Genomic DNA, 22,805 nt, shown 5'->3' with positions numbered 1-22,805 from the left:
ACCGCCAGAAAACCAAACTCAATGATTCAATTTTACCAAACTTCTAACTTCAAACTTCTAATTTTTCTATTTGAATGCCGCAACCAGCTCTTCCGCATCCTTATAACCCTGTTTTTTCAGTTCCCCGATATACCACTCGGTTACCGGTTCTACAATCGCCTTGAAGGAATCGATATCCAGATCCTCATACGGGATGACCTCGACGCCATTCTTGGACTGCCATCTGGAGAGGATCTCATCGTCGCCTGCACGGTTGATCTCGCGCTCGTACTGAACGGCAAGTTTGCCGCACTCATCGACTACCTCCTGCTGCTCCGGTGTCAGGCTGTCGTAAATATCCTGGTTGATGCAGAAGAACAGGCAGTCATAGTTTGCATTCCACATGGAAACGTATTTCTGTACTTCCTGTACGCTTGCCGCATCATTCGCCGGAAGCGGGTTCTCCTGTCCGTCTACCGTCCCCTGCTGCAATGCCGTGTAAGTCTCGGACCAGTTCATGTTGGTCGCATCTGCGCCCCACAGCTCGTAGCACTTCATCAGAAGGTTTGAACCAGCCACACGCACTTTCAGGTTCTTCATATCTTCCACGGAACGAACCGGGCGCACGCCGTTAGTGAGCTGACGGAAACCATTTTCCGCCATACCCATACAATGCAGGTCATAGGAAGAAAGAATCTCATCCATCTTCTGACCTGCCTCGCCGTCCAGCTTCGCGTCGGCGTCCTCCACGGAATCAAACAGATACGGCAGCGATACCACGTTGAAACGCGGGTCAAATGCCGAATAAATCAGGTTGCTGTGCATCGAAATCTGCACCGGATCTCCGTTCATCAGCGCCTGGATGCACTCGGACTGGTTTCCACCAGTCAGCTGATCCGCTGCGTAAACATCTACTTTGACCTTGCCGCCCGTTGCCTGATCCATGAGCTCGCCAAACTTGCGTCCTGCCTGTGCCCAGGTACTGGTTTCTGTCGTGGAACACGTAAAGTTCCAGGTCATTTCCGGCCAGTTTAGGTCACTATGATCTTCCACCTGATAGGTCGAAGAATTTTCAATGCCCGCCGTCTTAGCTGCACTAGCCGCATTTTCAGTAAAGGTGTTTACCAGATCCTCTGCATCATCAAAGCCCTGGGTTTTCAGTTCGCCGATAAACCATTCCGTTACCGGCTCAGCTGCTTTCTTAAAGGATTCGATGTCGAGATCCTCATATTTCAGCACCTCCACACCGTTCTTAGTCTGCCAGCGATCCAGAATCTCCTCATCGCCTGCACGGTTGATCTCACGCTCGTAAGCAACTGCCTTACGGCCTGCCTCATCAACAACCGCCTGCTGCTCCGGTGTCAGGCTGTCATACAGCTTCTGATTGATGCAGAAGAACAGGCAGTCATAGTTTGCGTTCCACAGGGAAAAATATTTCTGTACTTCCTGTACACTCGCCGCATCAATCGCCGGAAGCGGGTTCTCCTGCCCGTCTACCGTGCCCTGCTGCAGCGCCGTATACGTCTCGGACCAGTTCATATTGGTCGCATCTGCGCCCCACAGCTCATAGCACTTCATCAGAAGGTTCGAACCAGCCACACGCAGCTTCAGGTTCTTCATATCTTCCACGGAACGAACCGGATGTTCGCTGTTGGTCAGCTGACGGAAACCATTCTCCGCCATCCCCATACAATGCAGGCCATAGCTTTCCAGGATCTCAACCAGCTTGTCGCCCGCCGGACCATCTAAGACTGCATCCGCTGTCTCAACAGAATCAAACAGATACGGCAGTGATACAACATTGAACCGCGGGTCAAATGCCGAATAAATCAGGTTGCTGTGCATCGAAATCTGCACCGGATCGCCGTTCCTCAGTGCCTGGATGCCCTCAGACTGGTTTCCACCGGTCAGCTGATCGGCTGCGTAAACATCTACTTTGACCTTGCCGCCGGTCGCCTGCTCCATGAGCTCGCCAAACTTGCGTCCCGCCTGTGCCCAGGTGCTTGTCTCGGTTGTGGAACACGTAAAGTTCCAGATCATATCCGCCCAATCCAGATCGCTGTAATCGCCGATCGTGTTGAAATCGTCATTGTCTGTCTGGGTGGTTCCGCTGTCGCCTCCGGCTGTCTCGCCATTTTCAATGGCTGCCGCACTTCCCAGTGCCGCCGGCAGACAGGTTGAAATCTGCGGAATATAAGTAATTATCAGTAAAACAACAATGGAAGCGGCTACCATCGGAACGACTGCCCTGGAAATCTCCTGCAGCGTTACGCGGATACCATCTCTTAATTTGATGCCGATCGCGACAAACAGGTTGACACCGACCGGAGGTGTTACCTGACCAATTGCCAGGTTGACCGTTGCCATGATACCAAATGCGATCACGTTGTAGCCCAGTGCCTTGCAGACCGGCAGCATGATCGGGATGAAAATGTACATCGCAGAATTTGCATCAATAAAGCAGCCCGCGATCAGGAAAATAATGTTACAAATCAGCAAGAAAGTAAACTGGTTGCCTGCCACTCTTGCTAACAGTTCGGAAGCAGCCGTCGAAATACCGAAACGGGTGCAGACAAAGGAGAACAGCGACGCACACGCTACGATCAGCATGATGCCGCCGGTGGTCTTTGCCGAATCAATCAGAATTTCCCACAGGTCTTTAAATTTTACTTCCTTATAAATAATCATACCGACAAACAGACCGTACACAACGGATACGGCTGCCGCCTCGGTCGGTGTAAAGATGCCTCCGTAGATACCGCCCAGAATGATGACCGGCATCAAAAATCCCCAGAATGCATCCTTAAATGCGTTCCAGCGCTCTTTTGCGGATGCTTTCTCTACGGTGGACGGCACGACATGATTGCGGCGTACCTCCAGCATAACGACAACTACCAGAGCCAGACCCATCAGGATACCCGGGATGATGCCTGCCATAAACATATCTCCGATGGAAACCCCTGTGATCGACGCGTATACGACAAACGCGATACTCGGCGGGATGACGATCGCGATGGAACTGGAAGTTGCCATCAATGCCGTCGAGAAGGCTGCGGAGAAACCGCCCCGCTCTACCATCGCCGGAATCAGGACCGCACCCAGAGCCGCTACCGTCGCCGGACCGGAACCGGAGATCGCGCCGAAGAAGCAGGCTACGATGATACACACATTCGCAATGCCGCCTTTTCTGTGACCGACACATGTGTCAACGAAACGGATCAGGCGCGTGGAAATCCCCGCCTTCGCCATGATATTTCCGGATAATACGAAAAACGGAATCGCCAGCAGCAGGAATTTACTGATGCCGGAGTAAATATTCGTCGCGACAATCGTTAAAGAAGTACCGGAATACAGGATCGCCGCTGCGGAAGAAAGTCCCAGACAGACGGAGATCGGCACATTCAGCACCAATAATACGAAAAAGGTAATAAAAAGAACTGCGCTAACCATTTATTTGTCCTCCTTTTTCGTACACTCATCGAGACAGAACTCGATAAAATGAAGAATCATGCACGCCGAACCGATCGGTACAAAGGACCAGAAGATCCACTCCGGCCAGTTCAGCACAAAGGTACGTTTCTGGTTCGCAAGCTGCGCCAGTACCTTGTCCATGCCATAGTAAAATAAGATTCCCATAAAGAGAACCGAAAAGATCGTAATCAGAATCACGACCGGCTTCTTTGCTGATTTAGGCAGACGCTCTGTTACCAGATTTAAGCCTACCAATCCGCCCTCACGCGCAGACAGCGCCGCGCCAAGCAGCGTAATTAATACGAAAATGGCAACAACCAGCTCCTCTGTAAAGGACCAGGACTGGTGAATCACCTTACGGGAAAATACATTTCCCACCGTCAGTACAAGGATCAGGAGCATCGTGACTACCAGCACGGTTTTCTCAACCATCGCCACAATATCCATCAGCTTTTTATATCCTTTCATACTGCGCTCTCCTCCTAAAATAAGTATCTCATTTTTCCACATTTCTGTCGGCTGTACGCATTCATCTGAACGTTTTTGTGTCATAGGACGCAATTTCCTAAGGCATAAAAAAACGCCCCCAGATAATAGGGACGAATGAAGTGCCAGATTTCTGCTAAATGTTCTGTTTTTCTCGGAAAACACGCAAACATATGCAGCACCAAACAAACAAACGCTGCTCCCGCTTGTGCGGGATTCGTACAAAAACAGTGACCGCCGCGCCCTTGCTCTCAGTCAATCGAGGCATGAACGGTTCCGTTTTCATATGGAACAATATCAAACTAAAATTAAATATTGCTGATATGGAATATATTTTACACTTTTTTAATAAATACGTCAACCATTTTTATAGACTACGGTCTATTTAATAAAAGCTGCGTAAAAATAGCATAAAAGAAATAAAATTCTTTTCCCTCAACCTATTGATGATTTGATTTTTCTATACTATAATAAACATCATACGCTTTAAAGTGCGAAAATCTTTTAGACAATACAGGAGGATAAAACTCATGGGATTTGAATATGTCAGCAAGCTGCCGACCCCGGACGAGATTCGTGCACAGTTTCCACTGGCACCGGAGCTGGCCGCAGAAAAAGCTCGAAAGGACGCTGCTATCCGTGACGTCTTTACAGGCGACAGCGACAAGTTTCTTGTCATCATTGGTCCGTGCTCTGCTGACCGGGAAGATGCGGTTATTGATTATGTAAACCGCCTTGCCAAGGTACAGGAGAAAGTGAAGGACAAACTGATTCTGGTTCCTAGAATCTACACCAACAAACCTAGAACAACCGGTGACGGCTATAAGGGACTTTTACACCAGCCAAATCCGGAAGGTAAGCCAAACTTATACCAGGGTCTGATCGCGATCCGCAAACTTCATATGCGTGTGATCGAAGAAACCGGCTTCTCGACCGCAGACGAGATGCTATACCCGGAGAACCTGACCTACCTTTCCGACGTTATGTCCTATGTTGCAGTCGGCGCACGTTCCGTTGAGAACCAGCAGCACCGCCTCGTTGCCAGCGGCATCGACGTACCGGTCGGCATGAAGAATCCGACCAGTGGCGCACTCTCCGTCATGCTGAACGCCGTACACGCAGCACAGCACGGTCATGAGTTCATCTACCGCAGCTGGGAAGTAAAGACACAGGGCAACCCGCTGACCCACACCATCCTGCGTGGTGCTGTCAACAAGCATGACCAGTGCCTGCCGAACTACCACTACGAAGACCTGAAGCTGCTCTTAGACCTCTACAACGAGCGTGATCTGAAGAATCCGGCCTGCATCATCGATGCAAACCACTCCAACTCCAACAAAAAATACAGGGAGCAGATCCGTATCGTCAAGGAAGTACTCCACAGCCGTCGTCACTCCGACGATATCCGTAACTTCGTCAAAGGCGTCATGATCGAAAGCTACATCGAACCAGGCAGCCAGAAAGTTGGCGAACACATCTACGGAAAATCCATCACCGACCCGTGTCTGGGATGGGAGGATTCCGAGCGTCTGCTGTATGAAATGGCTGAAGGATTATAAAAAACAGGTATCTGTACTGAACAGTTACAAAATTAGAAATATGCAGAAAAAAAGTCCGGTGGAAAAGCTCCGCCGGACTTTTTTTCGTTAGGAATTCGGATTTCAAAAAGGTTAAAGGATTAAATCTTTTGTATCATGCATTTATTATGGTTATAGTATATCATGCCTATCTCCAAAATGTTTGTATTCTCTTTAAATAAATTATGAAGAAATTCTTAAGATTTACCATTTCGATGCAATAAAAATCGTCTTTCCTGCATTATATTAATTTAACGCTCTTTTTTACTTCACATCCTTAAACAGATCACAGAAATCAAAGGTCGCAAAATAATCCTTCGGTGTCTCTGCCCGTCGGATCATCTCCACGGAACCATCCTCTTTCAGGAGCAGTTCAGCCGAGCGCAGCTTTCCGTTGTAGTTGTAGCCCATCGAAAAACCATGTGCGCCGGTATCATGGATGACAAGGATATCGCCCATATCGATCTTCGGAAGCATCCGGTCAATCGCAAATTTATCATTGTTCTCGCACAGGGAACCAGTTACATCGTATTTGTGGTCACACGGCTCGTTCTCTTTTCCCATGACCGTGATGTGATGGTATGCGCCGTACATCGCCGGGCGCATCAGGTTGACTGCACACGCGTCCACACCAATATACTCTTTATAGGTGTGTTTCTCATGGATTGCCGTTGTCACAAGGCAGCCATACGGTGCCAGCATGAAACGTCCCATCTCTGTATAAAGCGCTACATCGCCCATGCCAGCCGGAACCAGAACTTCCTCATAAACCTTGCGGACGCCCTCGCCGATTGCAAAGATATCGTTCGGCTCCTGATCCGGGCGGTAAGGAATGCCAACGCCGCCAGACAGGTTGATAAATTTAATATCTGCGCCGGTCTCTTCTTTCAGCTTGACCGCCACCTCAAACAATACCTTCGCAAGCATCGGATAATACTCATTTGTAACCGTATTGCTTGCAAGGAAGGCATGGATACCAAAATGTTTCGCACCTTTTGCTTTCAACACCTTGAATGCCTCAAATAGCTGCTCGGTTGTCATACCGTATTTCGCATCGCCTGGGTTGTCCATGATATCATTGCTGATCTTGAACAGTCCGCCCGGATTGTAACGGCAGCTGATCGTCTCCGGAATATAACCGATCGTCTTCTCCAGGAAATCAATGTGCGTAAAATCATCAAGGTTGATGATCGCGCCCAGTTCGGCAGCCATCTTGAATTCCTCCGGCGGTGTATCGTTGGAGGAGAACATGATCTTCTCGCCATCGTACTTCATCGCCTTTGCCATCATAAGCTCTGTCAGCGAAGAGCAGTCCACGCCGCATCCAAGTTTCTTTAAAATATCAATTACAAATGGGTTCGGTGTTGCCTTTACAGCAAAATACTCTCTGAATCCCTTGTTCCAGGAAAATGCACGCATCAGGCGCTCGCCATTCTCGCGGATTCCCTTTTCATCATACAGGTGGAACGGTGTCGGGTATGTTTTCTTGATCTCCTCCAGCTGCTCCCGTGTTACAAATGGTTTCTTCTCCACTTTTACATCCTCCGAACTAAAATCTACATATAAAACTTAAAAGTCTGGACTACCGGGAACATACACTACTCCCGGCACGCCCAGACTTCTTTGTCCTGCTACTATTTATACACCAAAACCCGTGTTTTATCAACTGATTTCCAAAAAAACGTCCACAATTGGACGGTATTTTGTTACTGTTCACGGGTAGGCACTTTTGGAACCGAAAGTGCCGTAAGAAAACGTGGTGGCAGCAGGAATTTGCCGTATTTAAATGCGAAGCCACGGCAAATTCCGTTACTGGGCACGTATGCGTGAACAGTAACGGTATTTTTTCTCGTTTTCTCCGCCTGGGCACAAACTCCGGACAAATTGAATCATTTTCCAGATACATCTATGAACCGGGCACAGATTCAGGCGCAGAATCCAGTTTCTACTCTACCACAATTACACGCATGATATTCGTATCGGCTACCGGTTCATGACGGTTGGCACGTGTCACCACACCCGCAGTTGCAACCACAATTTCACCCTCTTTGACGATACCTTTCTCTTTCAGCAGTTCCACCGATGCAAATAAGAGTGCATCCGTCGATTCAGCGCGTTTTGCATGGAACGGCTTAACACCCCAGTAGAGCTGCATCTGGCGGACAGCCGTCATGCTCGGGGAAAGTCCCGCGATCAATGCTTTCGGACGCCATTTCGAAAGCATTCTCGTCGTAAATCCGCTGACACTCGGAGCCACAATGACCGGCGCTTCCAGATCGGAGGCGGTCGCTACGGATGAATAGCATACCGTATTAGATATATTTCGAAGATTTTCTGCCGATACCTTTCTTCTCTGGTAGAACATATAATCCAGATATTTCTCCGACTCCTCGGCGATCTGGCTCATCATGCGGACTGCCTCGATCGGATAACTTCCCATCGCAGTCTCGCCGGACAGCATAACCGCATCGGTTCCCTCGTACACTGCATTCGCCACATCCGATACCTCGGCACGCGTCGGACGCGGGTTGCGGATCATTGAATCGAGCATCTGGGTCGCCGTGATAACAACCTTGCACGCTAAGTTACACTTGCGGATGATCATCTTCTGAATGTGCGGAACCTTCTCTGCCGGTATCTCCACGCCCATATCGCCCCGGGCTACCATGATGCCGTCGCTCGCCTCAATGATGGAATCAATATTTTCAATTCCTTCTTCATTCTCGATTTTCGCGATAATCTGCATAGCAGAACCTTTTTCATCCAGAATCGCCCGGATCTCGCGGATCGCATCGGCATTGCGGACGAACGAAGCCGCCACAAAATCAAAGCCTGCATCCACGCCGAAACGAATGTCTTCCTTATCTTTATCGGTCAGCGCCGGAAGCTTGACACGTACCCCCGGTACATTGACACCCTTCTTCTCGCCCAGCTCGCCGCCATTTTCAATCCGGCAGACGATATCTGTTCCATTGACCTCACGCACGTGCAGCTCGATCAGACCATCGTCAATCAGAATGCGGTCACCCGGCTTTACATCCTCCGCCAGCCCCGCATAGTTGATGTAGCCGCGTGTCTCATCACCCACGATCTCCTCGGTCGTCAGCGTATACAGATCGCCCTCTTTCAGCGTCACTTTCTTTCCATCTTTTAATTTGCCGGTACGGATTTCCGGTCCCTTGGTATCCAGAAGCGATGCGATCGGAATCCCCAGCTCCTCGCGCACACTCTCCAGAATCTCCAGACGATGTTTATGCTCCGCATGATCGCCATGCGAAAAGTTAAAACGTGCGACATCCATGCCATTTAACGCCAACTCCTTCATAATCTCCCGGTTATCGGTGTTTGGTCCCATTGTGCAGACAATCTTTGTCTTTTTCATGCCGTTATTCCTCCTCATATTCTGTCATTTTTTTAAGAATTTTCCCATCAGCGAATCATTTATAGGCTCTTTTGTATGCTTTATCCAGCCTATTTAAATCCCCTGCGTAACTGTTCAGTAAATGCGCAGACCTGCTGAACAGTTACTCCCCTGCTAAAAAACAATCCACCGCCTGATTCTATTTAGAATCTTTCAATTCTTCTTCGGTCACGTGTTTGTGCGTATACAGATGATCCATGCAATATTCCAGATTTCCCGCACACTTCGAACAATAGCGGAACTCCAGGTTCGGATCGTCCTTCTCGGTACGTCCGCAGACCGCGCATTTGTGGCGGGTCAGGGAAATTTTCTGGATCTGCGCTTTCTGCATCTCGTTTTTGAACTTCTGCTTGCGAACCGCCTCTTTCGGGCTGATCTTCCGGTAGTTACGCGTCATCAGGAAGAAAATGATAAAATTGAGCATCGAAACAACAATCTCAATTTTCGCGATAATGCCACCCGTTAAGAAACTGTAGACCAGAAGCGCTCCGTACATCATTCCAAGGTATTTCGCCCGGATCGGAATGAAAATCAGAAGGAACTGCATCTCCGGGAAGGTGCAGGCAAACGCCAGAAACAGCGATTCATTTAAGTAATACGGGGACATCGGCACCGAAAAGCCGGTCACACCGTACACCAGGAATGCCGCAATGATGTGTCCCAGCACGCCCATAAAGAAAAACATATTAAATCGGAAGGTTCCCCACACGCGTTCCAGCGTCGATCCAATCGAATAATAGAGATACATCGCGAGCAGCGCAAAGAGGACGCCCGACTGAGGCGGGCATACGAGAAAGGTCACGATTCTCCATACCTGTCCCCGCAGGATCGCCGCTGCATCAAGCGCCAGATACTGCACGTAAAAATACGGATTAAACAGGCTCATCACAAATCCAGCCGCATACATCATGATGATATAGTACATCAGATTCGGGATCGCAAACCGACCGAATTTGCGCTCTAATTTTCTAAAAAAATTCATAATTCACATCCTTTGCCGTTTTCCTTTCATTATAGAGAGCGGCGGATTCTTTGTCAAATTATATTGTCGCTTCCACCACGTTATCTTACGACACATTCGGTTCCAAAAGTACCCGCCTGCGCTCTGTAATGGCTGCATTCCAACTCAGAAAAAGCGGTATTTTCCACGCAGAAAATGCCTTTCCTTGTACAGGAACGCCCTTCTCCCATTATGCGCGATATTAACAAATTTTGCACATTTTTAGCATCTTTTTAACGCACCCTACCGATTGTTTTCTTCCTTATTCTATGTTAAAGTATAGCCGAATACATGTGTAATACAAAGGAGGGAAGGGGCACTGCCCCGATTGTACATGAATTCCTATAAAAAATTAGGAATCGACATCGGTTCCACAACGGTTAAAGTATCTATTATTGAAGACGGCGGTAAGCTTCTTTTCGCCGATTATAAACGTCATTTTGCAAACATACAGGAGACGCTCGCGGACCTGCTCCGTGAGGGTGAAGAGAAACTTGGCGCACTGACCGTCGAGCCGGTCATCACTGGTTCCGGCGGTTTAACACTTTCTAAGCATCTGGGCATTCCATTTGTCCAGGAGGTTGTAGCGGTTGCCACATCCCTGAAGGATTATGCCCCGCAGACCGACGTTGCCATCGAGCTTGGCGGCGAGGATGCGAAAATTATTTATTTTACCGGCGGCATTGACCAGCGTATGAACGGAATCTGCGCCGGAGGTACCGGCTCTTTTATTGACCAGATGGCTTCGCTGCTTCAGACGGACGCATCCGGTCTTAATGAGTATGCGAAAAATTACAAGGCAATCTATCCGATCGCGGCGCGTTGCGGCGTTTTCGCCAAGACGGATATCCAGCCCCTCATCAATGAGGGCGCAACCAAAGAGGATCTGTCCGCCTCCATTTTCCAGGCGGTTGTCAACCAGACCATCAGCGGTCTGGCATGCGGCAAGCCGATCCGCGGCAATGTTGCGTTTCTCGGTGGACCGCTTCATTTCCTCTCGGAGCTGCGCGCGGCATTTATCCGCACCCTGAATCTGGGGACGGACCAGATCATTGCCCCGGATCACTCGCATCTGTTTGCGGCGATCGGCGCGGCGATGAACTCTGATCCGAAGACGACTGCCAGCCTGCACGATCTAATCGAACGGCTGTCCCACGGCATCAAGATGGATTTCGAGGTAAAGCGGATGGAACCCCTCTTTACTGATGAAGCTGACTATGAAAAATTCAGAACCCGCCATGCAAGTCATGACGTCAAAAAAGGTGATTTAGCGACCTACGAAGGCAACTGCTACCTCGGCATTGACGCCGGTTCCACCACAACCAAGGTGGCGCTTGTCGGCGAGGACGGCTCTCTTCTATACCGCTTCTACAGCAACAACAACGGCAGCCCGCTGGCGACGGCGATCCGCGCGATGCAGGAGATCCACGACCAGCTTCCTGAGAAAGCACAGATCGCTTATTCCTGCTCCACCGGTTACGGTGAAGCGCTCTTAAAATCTGCCCTGATGCTGGATGAGGGCGAGGTCGAGACGATCTCCCACTACTACGCAGCGGCGGCATTTGAGCCGGATGTAGACTGCATCCTTGATATCGGCGGTCAGGATATGAAATGCATCAAGATCAAGGACGGCACCGTAGACAGCGTACAGCTCAACGAAGCTTGTTCGTCCGGCTGCGGCTCCTTTATCGAGACATTTGCTAAATCCTTAAATTACAGCGTACAGGATTTTGCCAAGGAGGCACTCTTTGCCAAAAATCCGACCGACCTCGGTACCCGCTGTACTGTTTTCATGAACTCTAACGTCAAACAGGCGCAGAAAGAGGGCGCTTCCGTCGCAGATATTTCTGCCGGACTGGCTTACTCCGTCATCAAAAACGCCCTGTTTAAGGTTATCAAGATTACCAACGCCTCCGATCTCGGAAAACACGTGGTCGTACAGGGCGGTACCTTCTATAACGATGCGGTTCTCCGCAGTTTTGAGAAGATCTCCGGCTGTGAGGCAGTCCGCCCGGACATTGCCGGTATCATGGGTGCCTACGGCGCGGCTCTGATTGCCCGTGAGCGCTACGATGCTTCCAAGACGACCACGATGCTGCCGATCGACAAGATCTTAAGCCTGACCTACAAGACGACGATGGCACGCTGCCAGGGTTGTACAAACCACTGCGTCCTGACGATCAACCGTTTCGATGGCGGACGTCAGTTCGTGACCGGAAACCGCTGTGAGCGCGGACTGGGCGGCAACAAACAGAAAAAAGACATTCCGAACTTATTCGACTATAAATACCACCGTATGTTCGATTATGAACCGCTGACCGCCGATCTGGCGCCGCGCGGTACCGTCGGCATCCCACGTGTCCTGAATATGTATGAAAACTACCCGTTCTGGGCAGTCTTCTTCAGGGAACTGGGGTACCGCACCGTTCTGTCCCCGAAATCGACGAGACAGATCTACGAACTTGGTATTGAATCAATCCCGAGCGAATCCGAGTGCTACCCGGCAAAACTCGCGCACGGTCATATCGAATGGCTGATCCGCCAGGGACTGACCTACATTTTCTATCCGTGCGTTCCTTACGAGCGCAACGAAACCCCGGAAGCGGGAAATCACTACAACTGCCCGATGGTCACATCCTACGCGGAAAACATCAAAAACAACGTAGAATCCCTGACGGATCACAAGGTACATTTCCGGAATCCGTTTATGGCATTTACAAATGAGGAAATCCTGACAAAACGTCTGGTCGAAGAATTTACCAAGGATCAGTCGATCCCGGAGAAAGAGATCCGCGCCGCCGCTCACAAGGCATGGCAGGAACTCATCGCCTCCCGTCAGGATATGGAAAAGAAGGGCGAGGAAGTCATCGCCTGGTTAAAAGAAACCGGACACCACGGCATCGTGCTGGCAGGCAGACCGTACCATGTAGATCCGGAGATCAACCATGGCATTCCGGAACTCATCACTTCCTACGGTTTTGCCGTGCTGACCGAGGACTCCGTCTCCCATTTAGGACGCGTTGACCGTCCGCTGATCGTCACCGACCAGTGGATGTACCACTCCCGCCTCTACGAGGCAGCTTCCTATGTGAAGACACAGCCAAACCTGGATCTGATCCAGCTCAACTCCTTCGGATGCGGTCTGGACGCAGTTACTACTGATCAGGTCAATGATATTCTGACCCGCTCCGGCAAAATTTATACGCTGCTCAAGATCGACGAGGTCAACAACCTCGGCGCCGCACGTATCCGTGTGCGCTCCCTGATCGCCGCAATCCGTGTGCGCGAGATGCGCCACTACCATAAACCGATCGTTTCCAGCGCATACAGCCGTGTTTATTTCACGAAGGAAATGAAGAAAAACTACACAATCCTCTGCCCGCAGATGTCGCCGATCCATTTCGACCTCATCGAACCGGCAGTCCGAAGCTGTGGTTACAACCTGGAGGTACTGCAGAACTCCGACCGTACCGCTGTCGACACAGGACTTAAGTACGTCAACAACGACGCCTGCTACCCGTCCCTGATCGTGGTTGGTCAGATCATGGATGCGCTGCTCTCCGGCAAATACGACTTAGAGCACACAGCCGTTATCATGAGCCAGACCGGCGGCGGCTGCCGTGCTTCCAACTATATCGGCTTTATCCGCCGTGCCTTAGAGCGCGCCGGTATGCCGCAGATTCCGGTTATCTCGTTAAATGCCAACGGCATGGAGACGAATCCGGGCTTTAAAATCACCCTGCCGCTTCTTACCAAAGCAATGCAGGCGGTTGTCTACGGCGACCTCTTCATGCGTGTTCTCTATGCGACCCGCCCATACGAAGCAAAAGCCGGCTCCGCCAACGCCCTGCATGAGAAATGGAAAGCAATCTGCATCAAATCACTGCAGAAACGTTCTTTATCCATGGCAGAGTTTAACCGCAACATCCGCGGTATTGTTCATGACTTCGACGAACTTCCAAGACGCAATGTCCAAAAACCGAGGGTTGGCATTGTCGGCGAGATCCTGGTAAAATTCTCCCCGTTAGCAAACAACCACGTGGTAGAGCTTCTGGAAGCCGAGGGTGCCGAGGCTGTAATGCCGGATCTGCTTGATTTCCTGCTTTACTGCTTCTACAACAGCAACTTCAAAGCCGACAATCTGGGCGGCAAACGTTCCACCGCACACCTGTGCAACATGGGAATCTCCCTGCTGGAGTATTTCCGCCGCACCTGCCGCCGCGAACTGGAACGCAGCACACATTTCCTTCCGCCTGCACGGATTCAGGATCTGGCGTCGATGGCGAAGCATTACGTTTCCCTCGGCAATCAGACCGGCGAGGGATGGTTCCTGACCGGCGAGATGCTGGAACTGATTCACAGCGGCACGACGAACATCATCTGCACCCAGCCGTTCGGCTGCCTGCCGAACCACATCGTCGGAAAAGGCGTCATCAAGGAACTGCGCGCCAGCCATCCAGAGGCGAATATCATCGCCGTAGACTACGATCCGGGTGCCAGTGAAGTCAATCAGTTGAATCGTATCAAACTGATGCTTTCCACCGCACAGAAGAACCTGTCAGAAGGGAAAAAAGATTCGAGAATTGGATGATTTTGGATAAAATTTCCAGCTGACTTTTAAAGACGTCTGTGATATAATAAATTTATATGGAGTTTAAGATAGGCTATGGATTCCATAGCCTATCTTCTATATAGGGGAACAAAAAGACAGACTAAAAGGAGATCTCAGGATGAAATCAAAATTATTCCTCTGCGCGGCTCTGGCTGCGGCTCTCTACGTGACGCCGTCTTATGCAGCTGATTATTCCGCACAGGTTGTGAGTTTTTCTCAGGAGGACCCGGACAACCTCTCCATCGAGCTGACCGGCTCCAAAGTAATTACCGACGATTTTTCATTCAAACTTCCATCCCAGGCATTTTCGAGACTCATCATGGTTCCGAGCGGGGATTCCTACGAGGTATATGAAAAAACAGCCTATGAAGCCAACGGAGGCGGACTTCTCTTCCGCATTCTCGCATTTGAGGACACGCATTACCGCGATTTAAACGGCTGCACCATCTTAGGCTTCTGCGGCAACAAGATCTTCATTCTGGATCCGCACTACGACGAGCAGTATGCCAGCGACAGCGAAGAATATACACAATGCAAAGAAATCGTGACCTCGATCAAGAAGAGTTTCATTTCCTATATCAAAGACGCCGGGACGGTTGAGTAGCATCGAATCGAATATAAATATGCAAAAAGAACGTCAAATTCTAAGTTTTTCGCTTGGGTTTGACGTTCTTTTTTACTTTAAACTCTTCTATTTTTGGCTCTTCTATTTTCGTCTTTGTGCCATAGAGGTCCCTTACAAGACCGCTGATGGTCGTGTACTGGCTTCTACGCAGGTAACGGACTGCCAGCATAGAAGAAACAACCGCGCCGATCGCCCATGCTGTATCATACCAGCCTGCCGACAGCCCCACGGTAAAAGCGTTCTCCGCGATACCGATCGTCGAAGCGCCGCCGATCGCCAGACCCGCGATACTAGCTGCCACGACAAACGCATTATTTTTCCCTTTATATAAAAGGAAGTTCTCTGAATCCTTTTTCTGGCTGTAAGACACATAGATACTGATGCCAAACAGCAGAAGCACATATAAAATAACAATTAGCAGCGGAATATTCATTACTTCGCGCCTCCATTTTCCTCTGCCTCGCGGCAAATACGCTCGTAGGCTTCCTTTGTCTGCGGGAGCACGCTTCCGCCGTACGGAATTACATATACATCTTTTCCGTTAAAGTCTACCTCTGCCAGCAGATCCTTCATATCTTTAAACGATCTTACGCCCATATCCCGAACCAGCTCCGGCTCCATGGAAGACAGAAGCAGCGTCTTCGAACGACGAATGGACTCGCAGGCTGCGTAGAAAATATAGCCACCGATGGTGAAAGACGCACGCAGTGCCTCATCCAGGCATCCCTTAGAGAGAGGCTTAATCCAGTCGAAGAAATCCTTGGAACCGCTTCCCTCCGGGCATTCCGCCAGCATAATGAGTGTACCGCCCTCTTTGACCGCTCTCGATGCGTTAAACAGCGTCTTGGTGGACTGATAAAAATTCAGATCCTTCGGGAAACCGCCGCAGCTTGCAATTACGACATCTGCCTGATAGTCAATCGGTAGTCCGTATCCCTTCTGTACATAACTGCAGCTTGCCTGCCATGCCTTGTCAAACTCACCACAGAATAAACCGCTGTGGCGGGAAGACGTATCTACCACGATATTGATACCGAACGTAACATGCACCATGGCACCTGCCTCGCGCATATCCAGATTGATCGGGTTGTTCTCCACCAAACCGCTGCCGACACGCACATCCGTCATCGGTTTCTCCGGATCCAACGCACGCTCATGGTTCATGCGGATCGTCTCACGGGAAGCAATACCTGGAACGATGCTCTTTCTTCCGCCGCCGTAGCCTGCCATCAGATGGTGCACCGTACCGCCGATGCAGATGACCTTTCTGCCGACTGCCAGCGGATTGACCGATACACGCGTTCCGAAGGACGTCGTACCGATATATACCAGATCCGGCGCATCGCAGTCATGGTCAGTCACGCTCGCTACATGGTCATAGACAAACTCGCTTGCAAGTTTTCTGCGATCCTCCGCCGTATTCTTGCGGTGTGTTCCCAGTGCAACCACAACCGCAATCTGGTCATATCCCACGCCCATCTCATCGTGCAGATATTTTACCAGAAGCTCGCAGATCACGTCCTGACGCATCCAGAAACGCGTCATATCACTGATCACGATCGTAACCGGATCGGTCGGTGCAATCAATTCCTTTAACGGCTTCGTGCCAATCACACCATCCGTCACACAATGCAGAAATTCTGCTTTTATATCTTCAATGACCCGCATCTTATTTTCATACAGGTATTTTACACTCTTCGCACCGTCAATCTCAAAATCGACCGCCGACGTTCCGTACTTTAAATGTACTTGCTCCATTGTCTTTCTCCTTCACATTTTCTCATCCGCGTTAAACGTTTGCGCTTTAAACCACTAAAGTATATAATAAAGCACCTGTTTTGTCAAGTCTTTCACAAAACAGGTGCTTTATTTTTATAATTTATATGATATTTTTCAATCTTCCCGGTACGCCGCATACATCTGCGTCGTCGCCATATCCGAATGTCCAAGAATCGTCTGAACCGCCCGCATGTCTGCACCTCTCGCAATCAGGTGCGCCGCAAAGGAATGGCGCAGCGTGTGCGGCGTGATATCTTCCTCAATCCCGGCTTTCTCGCCGTAATATTTGATAATCTTCCAGAATCCCTGCCGGCTCATCGCGCCGCCCGTACAGTTGACAAAGAAATAGTCCGATCCCTTTCCACGCAGCAGCTCGTTTCTCGCATGTTCCAAATACTCCTCCAGCGCTGCTTTCGCCGAACGTCCAAATGGGATCGTCCGCTCCCTCTCCCCGTCGCGACAGACCAGAAATCCAATGTTCATATTGATATCTTCCATCTGGATCCCTATAAGCTCTGACACCCGGATTCCGGTCGCATATAAAAGAGCCAGCATCGCCTTGTCCCGAATCTCCTTCGGTGTCTGCCCGGATGGCTGTGCCAGAAGCGCTGATACCTGATCGACACTCAGGACCACCGGCGCCTTTTTCTCCACTTTCGGCGCATGCAGACTTTCCGCCGGGTTCCGCCGGATGCATGCCTGCATACATTCATAATTAAAAAACGCTTTCATCGCCGCCATCATCCGTGAAATGGTGGTAGCCGCCTTTCCCTGCTCTTCCATATGAAGAATATATCCATGCAGGCTGGTCTTTGTCACCTTCGCCGCCTCCCGGATCTCTTTCTCCTCCAGATAAGTAATCATCTGCATCAGATCTCTCCGATATGACTGTACGGTATTTTCCGATGCCTGTTTTACCTCCCGCAGGTACTGTTCAAATCTGTCTACTTCCCCTCTCATACTTCCCCAATCTATTCTCGTAACCATTTCCGCCATTCTTTTATTCACGGCATTTTCTGCCAAACCCCCAGCCTGCAGGGCAGATATCGTTCCGCGGTAATCCTATCGATTTCTCCATCTGAACCATCCATTCTCCTGAGGTTTTCTCACCCTATCTGCAACTTACCTTCTTCTCCACAAACAGGGCTTTTATCGTCCGCAGGTATCATTATATCTACATTTTCCCATAAAATCAAACATAATTTTCCCCACTTTTCCTACATTTTTCGACTGATTTACATAAAAATACAACATATGGTGCGTCCACTTTTTTTACCCCCATATGTTGTAAATTTTGAATTATATTTTTATTCGGACAGCCCCATTAAAATAGGCAGTGTGAGACCAGTAATGATACAAAACCAGGATTCAGCCACACTTCCAGCGCAGTTCCCATCCCCAGCACCAATAAAAGGATTAAAAATCCAGCCGTCCGTATCCGCCTCTCCTTTGCAAGCGCCCAGGAAAGAAGCAGCCAGAACACAGGAATATAAAACACCACCTGTGGAAATAACGTCGCCACAAATACAGGCAGTCCCCAAAAACCGCCCCAGCCAGTAAATCCTGCCAGCAGCCATGCCTGCTCCAGACCTAAGACGAGACAAGCCCCCCACGCAGCCAGACATGCGACCGGCGTCATACCTGCCAGCCACAGCATCAGCGCCATCCCTGACCGCTGCAGCCAGACCTGAAAAAACAAAGTTCCCCGGCTGGCTGCCTTCATTCCGGCGTTTAGATGCCAACCGGCACCCGATGGATCTCCAATTCCTTGTCCAAGCCTCGCTGCCAGCACACTTTCCAGCCCGGCATGTCCGCTCCCGGACGAAATTTGAAAACAAACGGCTGCTATCGTCCCCAATACAATCCCAAGGATCCAAAAAAACACTGATACATCCCAGGTACTTAAAGCCGGAAGCCGGAATCTCCTTTTCACATGCAATCCCTGCCTATTCCTTTGTTACCTTATCTGTATTCAGTGTTTTTTATAATATGCCTTTATATCTGCCTCTATATGCTGTTAGCTTCATGCGTCTTTCAGCGTTTAATCCATATATTTATTTCATCACAGATGCTCACAGTGCTTCGCTGATCCTTATTTTTACTTCTGTCCTGCTTTGCAGGCATACGCCAGAATCGCGGACACAGTCTTTCCATCCGTCAGCTCTCCTGCGTAGATCCGTTTCAAAAGGTCGGAAAGTTCCCACGCCTCTACCTCAATCTCCTCGTCCGGGTCAAGATGCTGATGGGTTTTCTTGAGATCGCGTGCCAGAAAAATATCCAGCGCCTCATCACAGAACGCGATCGTTGTGTTGACGCTCATCAGATATTCCAGATGATCACAACGGTAGCCCGTCTCCTCCTCCAGCTCGCGGTACGCGCAGTCAATCTTCGCCTCATCCAGCGAATCCAGCTTACCAGCCGGAATCTCCAGTGTATAGCGGTCCAGCGCATTGCGGTACTGACGCACCATGAGAATCTTTCCATCCTCCGTAACCGGAAGCACCGCTGCCGCGCCGTCATGATGGATAAAATCCCATTTTGCCTGATGTCCGTTTACCTCGACGGTATCTTCGTACATTTTCAAGATGGTTCCCTGATATTTTAACTCTCGTTTCAGGCGTTTGACCGGCACGGACTCCAGCGATGCCTGCTTTTCTACTTTCTGTTCCATATTTTCTCACCCTTATATCCAGGTTCCTTCTGGGTTCTTTTTCAACATTTTTTCACTATTTCAGGTCGATGCACTTCTCATAGCATGCGTCACATGCCTTGATAACCGCATTCCGCAAACCATACTCCTCCAGGACGCTGACCGCATAGATCGTCGTGCCGCCCGGCGAGCAGACATCATCTTTGAGTGCGCCCGGATGCTTGCCGGTCTCGAGTACCATCTTCGCACTGCCGACAACGCCCTGCGCCGCCATCCGGTAAGCCACATCTCGCGGCATGCCGTACTTAACGCCCGCATCTGCCAGCGCCTCGATGAACATATAGATGTATGCCGGTGCACTGGAACTGATACATACAACCGCATTCATCATATATTCCGGAACGATCTCCATCATACCAAAAGATTCAAAGAAATTGCTGATCATCTGCTTTTCTGTCTCTTCAAACAGCTTCTTGTCGTAGCAGACACCTGTCATACCCTCGCCGATCAGCGCCGGCGTGTTCGGCATCGCACGCACGATACGGCGGTCACCGCCCAGCTTCTCGTTGACACTGTCAATCGTGATACCCGGTGCAATCGAAATAATAATATTTTCTTTCGTTACATGGTCCTTGATATCTGCCAGTACATTGTCATAAAACTGCGGTTTTATAGCTAATACGATATATTTTGCATTTTCCGCACAATCCTGGTTTGTGTCAACCGCCTTGACACCTGTCTCTTTCTCTATCTGTGCCACTCTCCGGCGGTTCAGATCCGTAAAAGTGATGTCTTCCGTTTTATATTTGTTCAGCAGGCTTCGCATGATCGCATAGCCGATATTTCCCATTCCGATAAAACCAATTTTCGCCATAATCTTTGTCTCCCTCCATATGCCATCCGGCACTTCCCTGCCGGATGAGCCTCCATTTGTTGTCTGACTGCAGCTGCTCTTTCCAACAGCCACATCTGGCTTTCTATTCAGCATCTTGATAACGGTTCAATCTTCTTACCATTACGCCACAATAAATGCATGAAGCTGCTAAATAATCACTATTTTTCAACTCTATCATGCTATAATACTCGTCTTTTGGACAGTTTGCAAGCAAAATTTCTCCGCCTGCCTTCACGCTCACGATCCTTTATTTTACCCTGCTCATGCAAATTTTCAGTCTGTCCGAAAAACAGAGTTTCCGTTTTCCGCTTCATGAAAAAAACCTGTATTTTTCTGTTTTTCTTTCTCTCTCAAAAAAGATGTAAAGAATGTGCCTTGGCACATTCGGGCGTCTCGCGCGGTCGCTTGCGACATGTTTCTTCTTCGCGCGAGTGCGCATCCTCGCGGAGCGTTTTTTTGTTTCATAGGACGCAATTTCCCATGAAACAAAAAAGTCTTATGAATGTAATGTATCTTCATCCATAAGACTTTTATTTTCATGCTCAAGTTTACTCCATGCAGCCCTGCTGCCGGGTTTTATTTGGCGTACTCGGTAACTCTCGATTCACGGATTACATTGACCTTGATCTGTCCCGGATACTGTAACTCTTCCTGAATCCGCTTTGAAATCTCTCTCGCCATCAGAACCATATCATCGTCGCTGACCTGTTCCGGTACAACCATGATACGCACCTCACGACCTGCCTGAATTGCGTAGGATTTATCAACACCCTTATAGGAGTTCGTGATATCCTCCAGCTGTTTCAGACGGTTGGTATATGTTTCCAGAGTCTCTCGTCTCGCACCTGGACGTGCCGCTGAAATCGTATCAGCTGCCTGTACCAGACATGCAATCAAGCTCTGTGGCTCTACATCGCCGTGATGGGCTTCCACTGCATTGATAACGGTTGCGGACTCTTTGTACTTCTTACAAAGCGCCACACCCAGTTCTACGTGGGTTCCCTCCTGCTCGTGATCGACTGCCTTTCCAATATCATGTAATAAACCTGCACGTTTGGCGGTCCGTACATCGACGCCCACCTCAGCCGCCAGAAGTCCGGCTAACTGTGCAACCTCAATCGAATGCTTCAATGCATTCTGACCGTAACTTGTCCGGAATTTCATCTTACCAAGCAGCTTGACAAGTTCCGGATGGATACCATGAATGCCAACTTCCAGAAGAGCCGCTTCGCCCTCTTCGCGCATCATGTTTTCCACTTCTTTCTGTGCCTTCTCTACCATCTCTTCGATTCTGGCTGGATGAATCCGTCCATCCACAATCAGACGTTCCAGTGCAATACGCGCTACCTCTCTCCGGATTGGATCGAAGCCAGACAGGACAACTGCCTCCGGCGTATCGTCGATGATCAGTTCCACGCCCGTCAGAGTCTCCAGTGTACGAATATTTCTTCCCTCACGTCCGATAATTCGTCCCTTCATCTCATCATTCGGAAGCTGTACGACTGATACGGTTGTCTCAGCCACATGATCCGCAGCACAGCGCTGAATCGCTGTCACCACATAATCCTTGGCTTTCTTCTCTGCTTCCTCTTTCGCTTTCGCCTCGAGATCTTTGATCAGCTTCGCCGTATCATGCTTTACATCTTCTTCCACGGAACGCAGCAGATATTCCTTTGCCTGTTCAGAGGTTAAACCGGAGATCTTCTCCAGTTCCAGCATACCTTTCTCATAGAGAGCCTCTGCCTCCGCAGTCTTTCTCTTGAGTGCCTCCTCCTTGACATTCATACCCGCTTCACGCTTTTCCATCGCTTCTGCTTTTTTGTCCAGGTTTTCTTCTTTGCTCAGTACACGTCTTTCATAGCGCTGAAGCTCAGCTCTTCTTTCCTTTGTTTCTTTCTCAAGCTCATTCTTTGTCTTTAACGACTCTTCCTTCGCTTCAAGGAGAGCTTCTCGCTTCTTTGTCTCAGCAATTTTCAATGCTTCATCTATTATTTCCCTGGATCGTTCTTCTGCGCTTCCAATCTTCGCCTCATATGTCTTCTGGCGATGCTGGTTCGCAACGACCCAAGTAATAGCTGCTACAATAACACCTGTAACGATAACCGCAATTATTACTTGTGACACAGGAGCACCTCCTTATTTAGTTTTCATTGTACGAAAATACAATACTATAATTTTAAACGGTTTTATACAGTATGTCAAGCAGAATAAGCGCTTCCTAACCAGCTTCCTGAGACACCTTCAGACAGCATTCTGTTCTGTTTCATAATACATTTGCACGTTCACAGTCATGAAACAAAATCCATTCAA

General features: G+C 49.5%; 15 protein-coding genes. 3 read left to right on the top strand and 12 right to left on the bottom strand.

What is annotated here, in order from left to right:
- Nucleotides 1-66 precede the first annotated feature (66 nt).
- Entirely contained in the window at nt 67-3,429 is a 3,363-nt protein-coding gene (locus DXB70_RS02890; protein ID WP_118672620.1) for a TRAP transporter large permease subunit, read from the bottom strand.
- The gene (locus DXB70_RS02885) at nt 3,430-3,918 is read right to left on the bottom strand and encodes a TRAP transporter small permease (RefSeq protein ID WP_118468093.1); all 489 of its coding nucleotides are present in this window, start codon (nt 3,916-3,918) and stop codon (nt 3,430-3,432) included.
- A 548-nt stretch (nt 3,919-4,466) separates the two neighbouring features.
- Here DXB70_RS02885 and DXB70_RS02880 point away from each other — a divergent pair.
- Complete coding sequence (locus DXB70_RS02880; protein ID WP_118672619.1) at nt 4,467-5,495, top strand: 3-deoxy-7-phosphoheptulonate synthase; 1,029 nt, start codon at nt 4,467-4,469, stop codon at nt 5,493-5,495.
- A gap of 282 nt (nt 5,496-5,777) precedes the next feature.
- Here the strand turns inward: DXB70_RS02880 and DXB70_RS02875 are convergent, their stop codons facing one another.
- From DXB70_RS02875 to DXB70_RS02865, 3 genes are all read right to left on the bottom strand, one after another.
- Nucleotides 5,778-7,046 carry a diaminopimelate decarboxylase gene (locus tag DXB70_RS02875; RefSeq protein ID WP_118672618.1) on the bottom strand — a complete coding sequence of 423 codons (1,269 nt, stop codon included), beginning with the start codon at nt 7,044-7,046 and terminating at the stop codon, nt 5,778-5,780.
- A gap of 412 nt (nt 7,047-7,458) precedes the next feature.
- Nucleotides 7,459-8,913 carry a pyruvate kinase gene (gene pyk / locus DXB70_RS02870; protein WP_279221245.1) on the bottom strand — a complete coding sequence of 485 codons (1,455 nt, stop codon included), beginning with the start codon at nt 8,911-8,913 and terminating at the stop codon, nt 7,459-7,461.
- 160 nt (nt 8,914-9,073) lie between these two features.
- Entirely contained in the window at nt 9,074-9,916 is an 843-nt protein-coding gene (locus DXB70_RS02865) for a hypothetical protein (protein WP_107000332.1), read from the bottom strand.
- Between the two features lie 352 nt (nt 9,917-10,268).
- On the opposite strand from DXB70_RS02865, the gene DXB70_RS02860 reads away from it, so the two are divergent.
- Both DXB70_RS02860 and DXB70_RS02855 read left to right on the top strand, forming a co-directional pair.
- Complete coding sequence (locus tag DXB70_RS02860; protein ID WP_118672616.1) at nt 10,269-14,525, top strand: 2-hydroxyacyl-CoA dehydratase; 4,257 nt, start codon at nt 10,269-10,271, stop codon at nt 14,523-14,525.
- Nucleotides 14,526-14,664: 139 nt separating this feature from the next.
- The gene (locus DXB70_RS02855) at nt 14,665-15,150 is read left to right on the top strand and encodes a hypothetical protein (RefSeq protein ID WP_107000334.1); all 486 of its coding nucleotides are present in this window, start codon (nt 14,665-14,667) and stop codon (nt 15,148-15,150) included.
- Nucleotides 15,151-15,190: 40 nt separating this feature from the next.
- Here the strand turns inward: DXB70_RS02855 and DXB70_RS02850 are convergent, their stop codons facing one another.
- The 7 genes from DXB70_RS02850 to rny form a co-directional block, all read right to left on the bottom strand.
- Complete coding sequence (locus tag DXB70_RS02850) at nt 15,191-15,604, bottom strand: hypothetical protein (protein WP_233430181.1); 414 nt, start codon at nt 15,602-15,604, stop codon at nt 15,191-15,193.
- The gene (larA, locus tag DXB70_RS02845) at nt 15,604-16,929 is read right to left on the bottom strand and encodes a nickel-dependent lactate racemase (protein WP_118570070.1); all 1,326 of its coding nucleotides are present in this window, start codon (nt 16,927-16,929) and stop codon (nt 15,604-15,606) included. Before larA ends, DXB70_RS02850 begins: the two co-directional genes overlap by 1 nt.
- Nucleotides 16,930-17,064: 135 nt before the next feature.
- Nucleotides 17,065-17,910: a site-specific tyrosine recombinase/integron integrase gene (xerA, locus tag DXB70_RS02840; protein ID WP_118468091.1), complete on the bottom strand. Its 846-nt coding sequence runs from the start codon at nt 17,908-17,910 to the stop codon at nt 17,065-17,067.
- A gap of 364 nt (nt 17,911-18,274) precedes the next feature.
- Nucleotides 18,275-18,883 (bottom strand): hypothetical protein, encoded by a 609-nt coding sequence (locus tag DXB70_RS02835; protein ID WP_147354034.1) that lies wholly within the window; start codon nt 18,881-18,883, stop codon nt 18,275-18,277.
- 165 nt (nt 18,884-19,048) lie between these two features.
- Nucleotides 19,049-19,621 carry an NUDIX hydrolase gene (locus DXB70_RS02830; RefSeq protein WP_107000338.1) on the bottom strand — a complete coding sequence of 191 codons (573 nt, stop codon included), beginning with the start codon at nt 19,619-19,621 and terminating at the stop codon, nt 19,049-19,051.
- A 55-nt stretch (nt 19,622-19,676) separates the two neighbouring features.
- Nucleotides 19,677-20,474 carry a pyrroline-5-carboxylate reductase gene (proC, locus tag DXB70_RS02825; protein WP_022359673.1) on the bottom strand — a complete coding sequence of 266 codons (798 nt, stop codon included), beginning with the start codon at nt 20,472-20,474 and terminating at the stop codon, nt 19,677-19,679.
- A 597-nt stretch (nt 20,475-21,071) separates the two neighbouring features.
- Nucleotides 21,072-22,619 carry a ribonuclease Y gene (rny, locus tag DXB70_RS02815; RefSeq protein ID WP_107000340.1) on the bottom strand — a complete coding sequence of 516 codons (1,548 nt, stop codon included), beginning with the start codon at nt 22,617-22,619 and terminating at the stop codon, nt 21,072-21,074.
- Nucleotides 22,620-22,805 lie beyond the last annotated feature (186 nt).

This window comes from Clostridium sp. OM05-5BH (genome assembly GCF_003481505.1).
Lineage (GTDB): Bacteria > Bacillota > Clostridia > Lachnospirales > Lachnospiraceae > Otoolea > Otoolea fessa.
The sequence above is the reverse complement of the archived record's forward strand: the minus strand, read 5'-3'. Positions and strand labels throughout refer to the sequence as shown.

Excerpts from the sequence above, each read along its gene's own strand:
- DXB70_RS02880 (WP_118672619.1), top strand. The coding sequence starts at position 4,467 with ATGGGATTTGAATATGTCAGCAAGCTGCCGACCCCGGACGAGATTCGT.
- larA (WP_118570070.1), bottom strand. The coding sequence starts at position 16,929 with ATGGAGCAAGTACATTTAAAGTACGGAACGTCGGCGGTCGATTTTGAG.
- DXB70_RS02850 (WP_233430181.1), bottom strand. The coding sequence starts at position 15,604 with ATGAATATTCCGCTGCTAATTGTTATTTTATATGTGCTTCTGCTGTTT.
- DXB70_RS02865 (WP_107000332.1), bottom strand. The coding sequence starts at position 9,916 with ATGAATTTTTTTAGAAAATTAGAGCGCAAATTCGGTCGGTTTGCGATC.
- DXB70_RS02885 (WP_118468093.1), bottom strand. The coding sequence starts at position 3,918 with ATGAAAGGATATAAAAAGCTGATGGATATTGTGGCGATGGTTGAGAAA.
- pyk (WP_279221245.1), bottom strand. The coding sequence starts at position 8,913 with ATGAGGAGGAATAACGGCATGAAAAAGACAAAGATTGTCTGCACAATG.
- DXB70_RS02890 (WP_118672620.1), bottom strand. The coding sequence starts at position 3,429 with ATGGTTAGCGCAGTTCTTTTTATTACCTTTTTCGTATTATTGGTGCTG.
- xerA (WP_118468091.1), bottom strand. The coding sequence starts at position 17,910 with ATGAGAGGGGAAGTAGACAGATTTGAACAGTACCTGCGGGAGGTAAAA.
- DXB70_RS02855 (WP_107000334.1), top strand. The coding sequence starts at position 14,665 with ATGAAATCAAAATTATTCCTCTGCGCGGCTCTGGCTGCGGCTCTCTAC.
- DXB70_RS02860 (WP_118672616.1), top strand. The coding sequence starts at position 10,269 with ATGAATTCCTATAAAAAATTAGGAATCGACATCGGTTCCACAACGGTT.
- DXB70_RS02830 (WP_107000338.1), bottom strand. The coding sequence starts at position 19,621 with ATGGAACAGAAAGTAGAAAAGCAGGCATCGCTGGAGTCCGTGCCGGTC.
- proC (WP_022359673.1), bottom strand. The coding sequence starts at position 20,474 with ATGGCGAAAATTGGTTTTATCGGAATGGGAAATATCGGCTATGCGATC.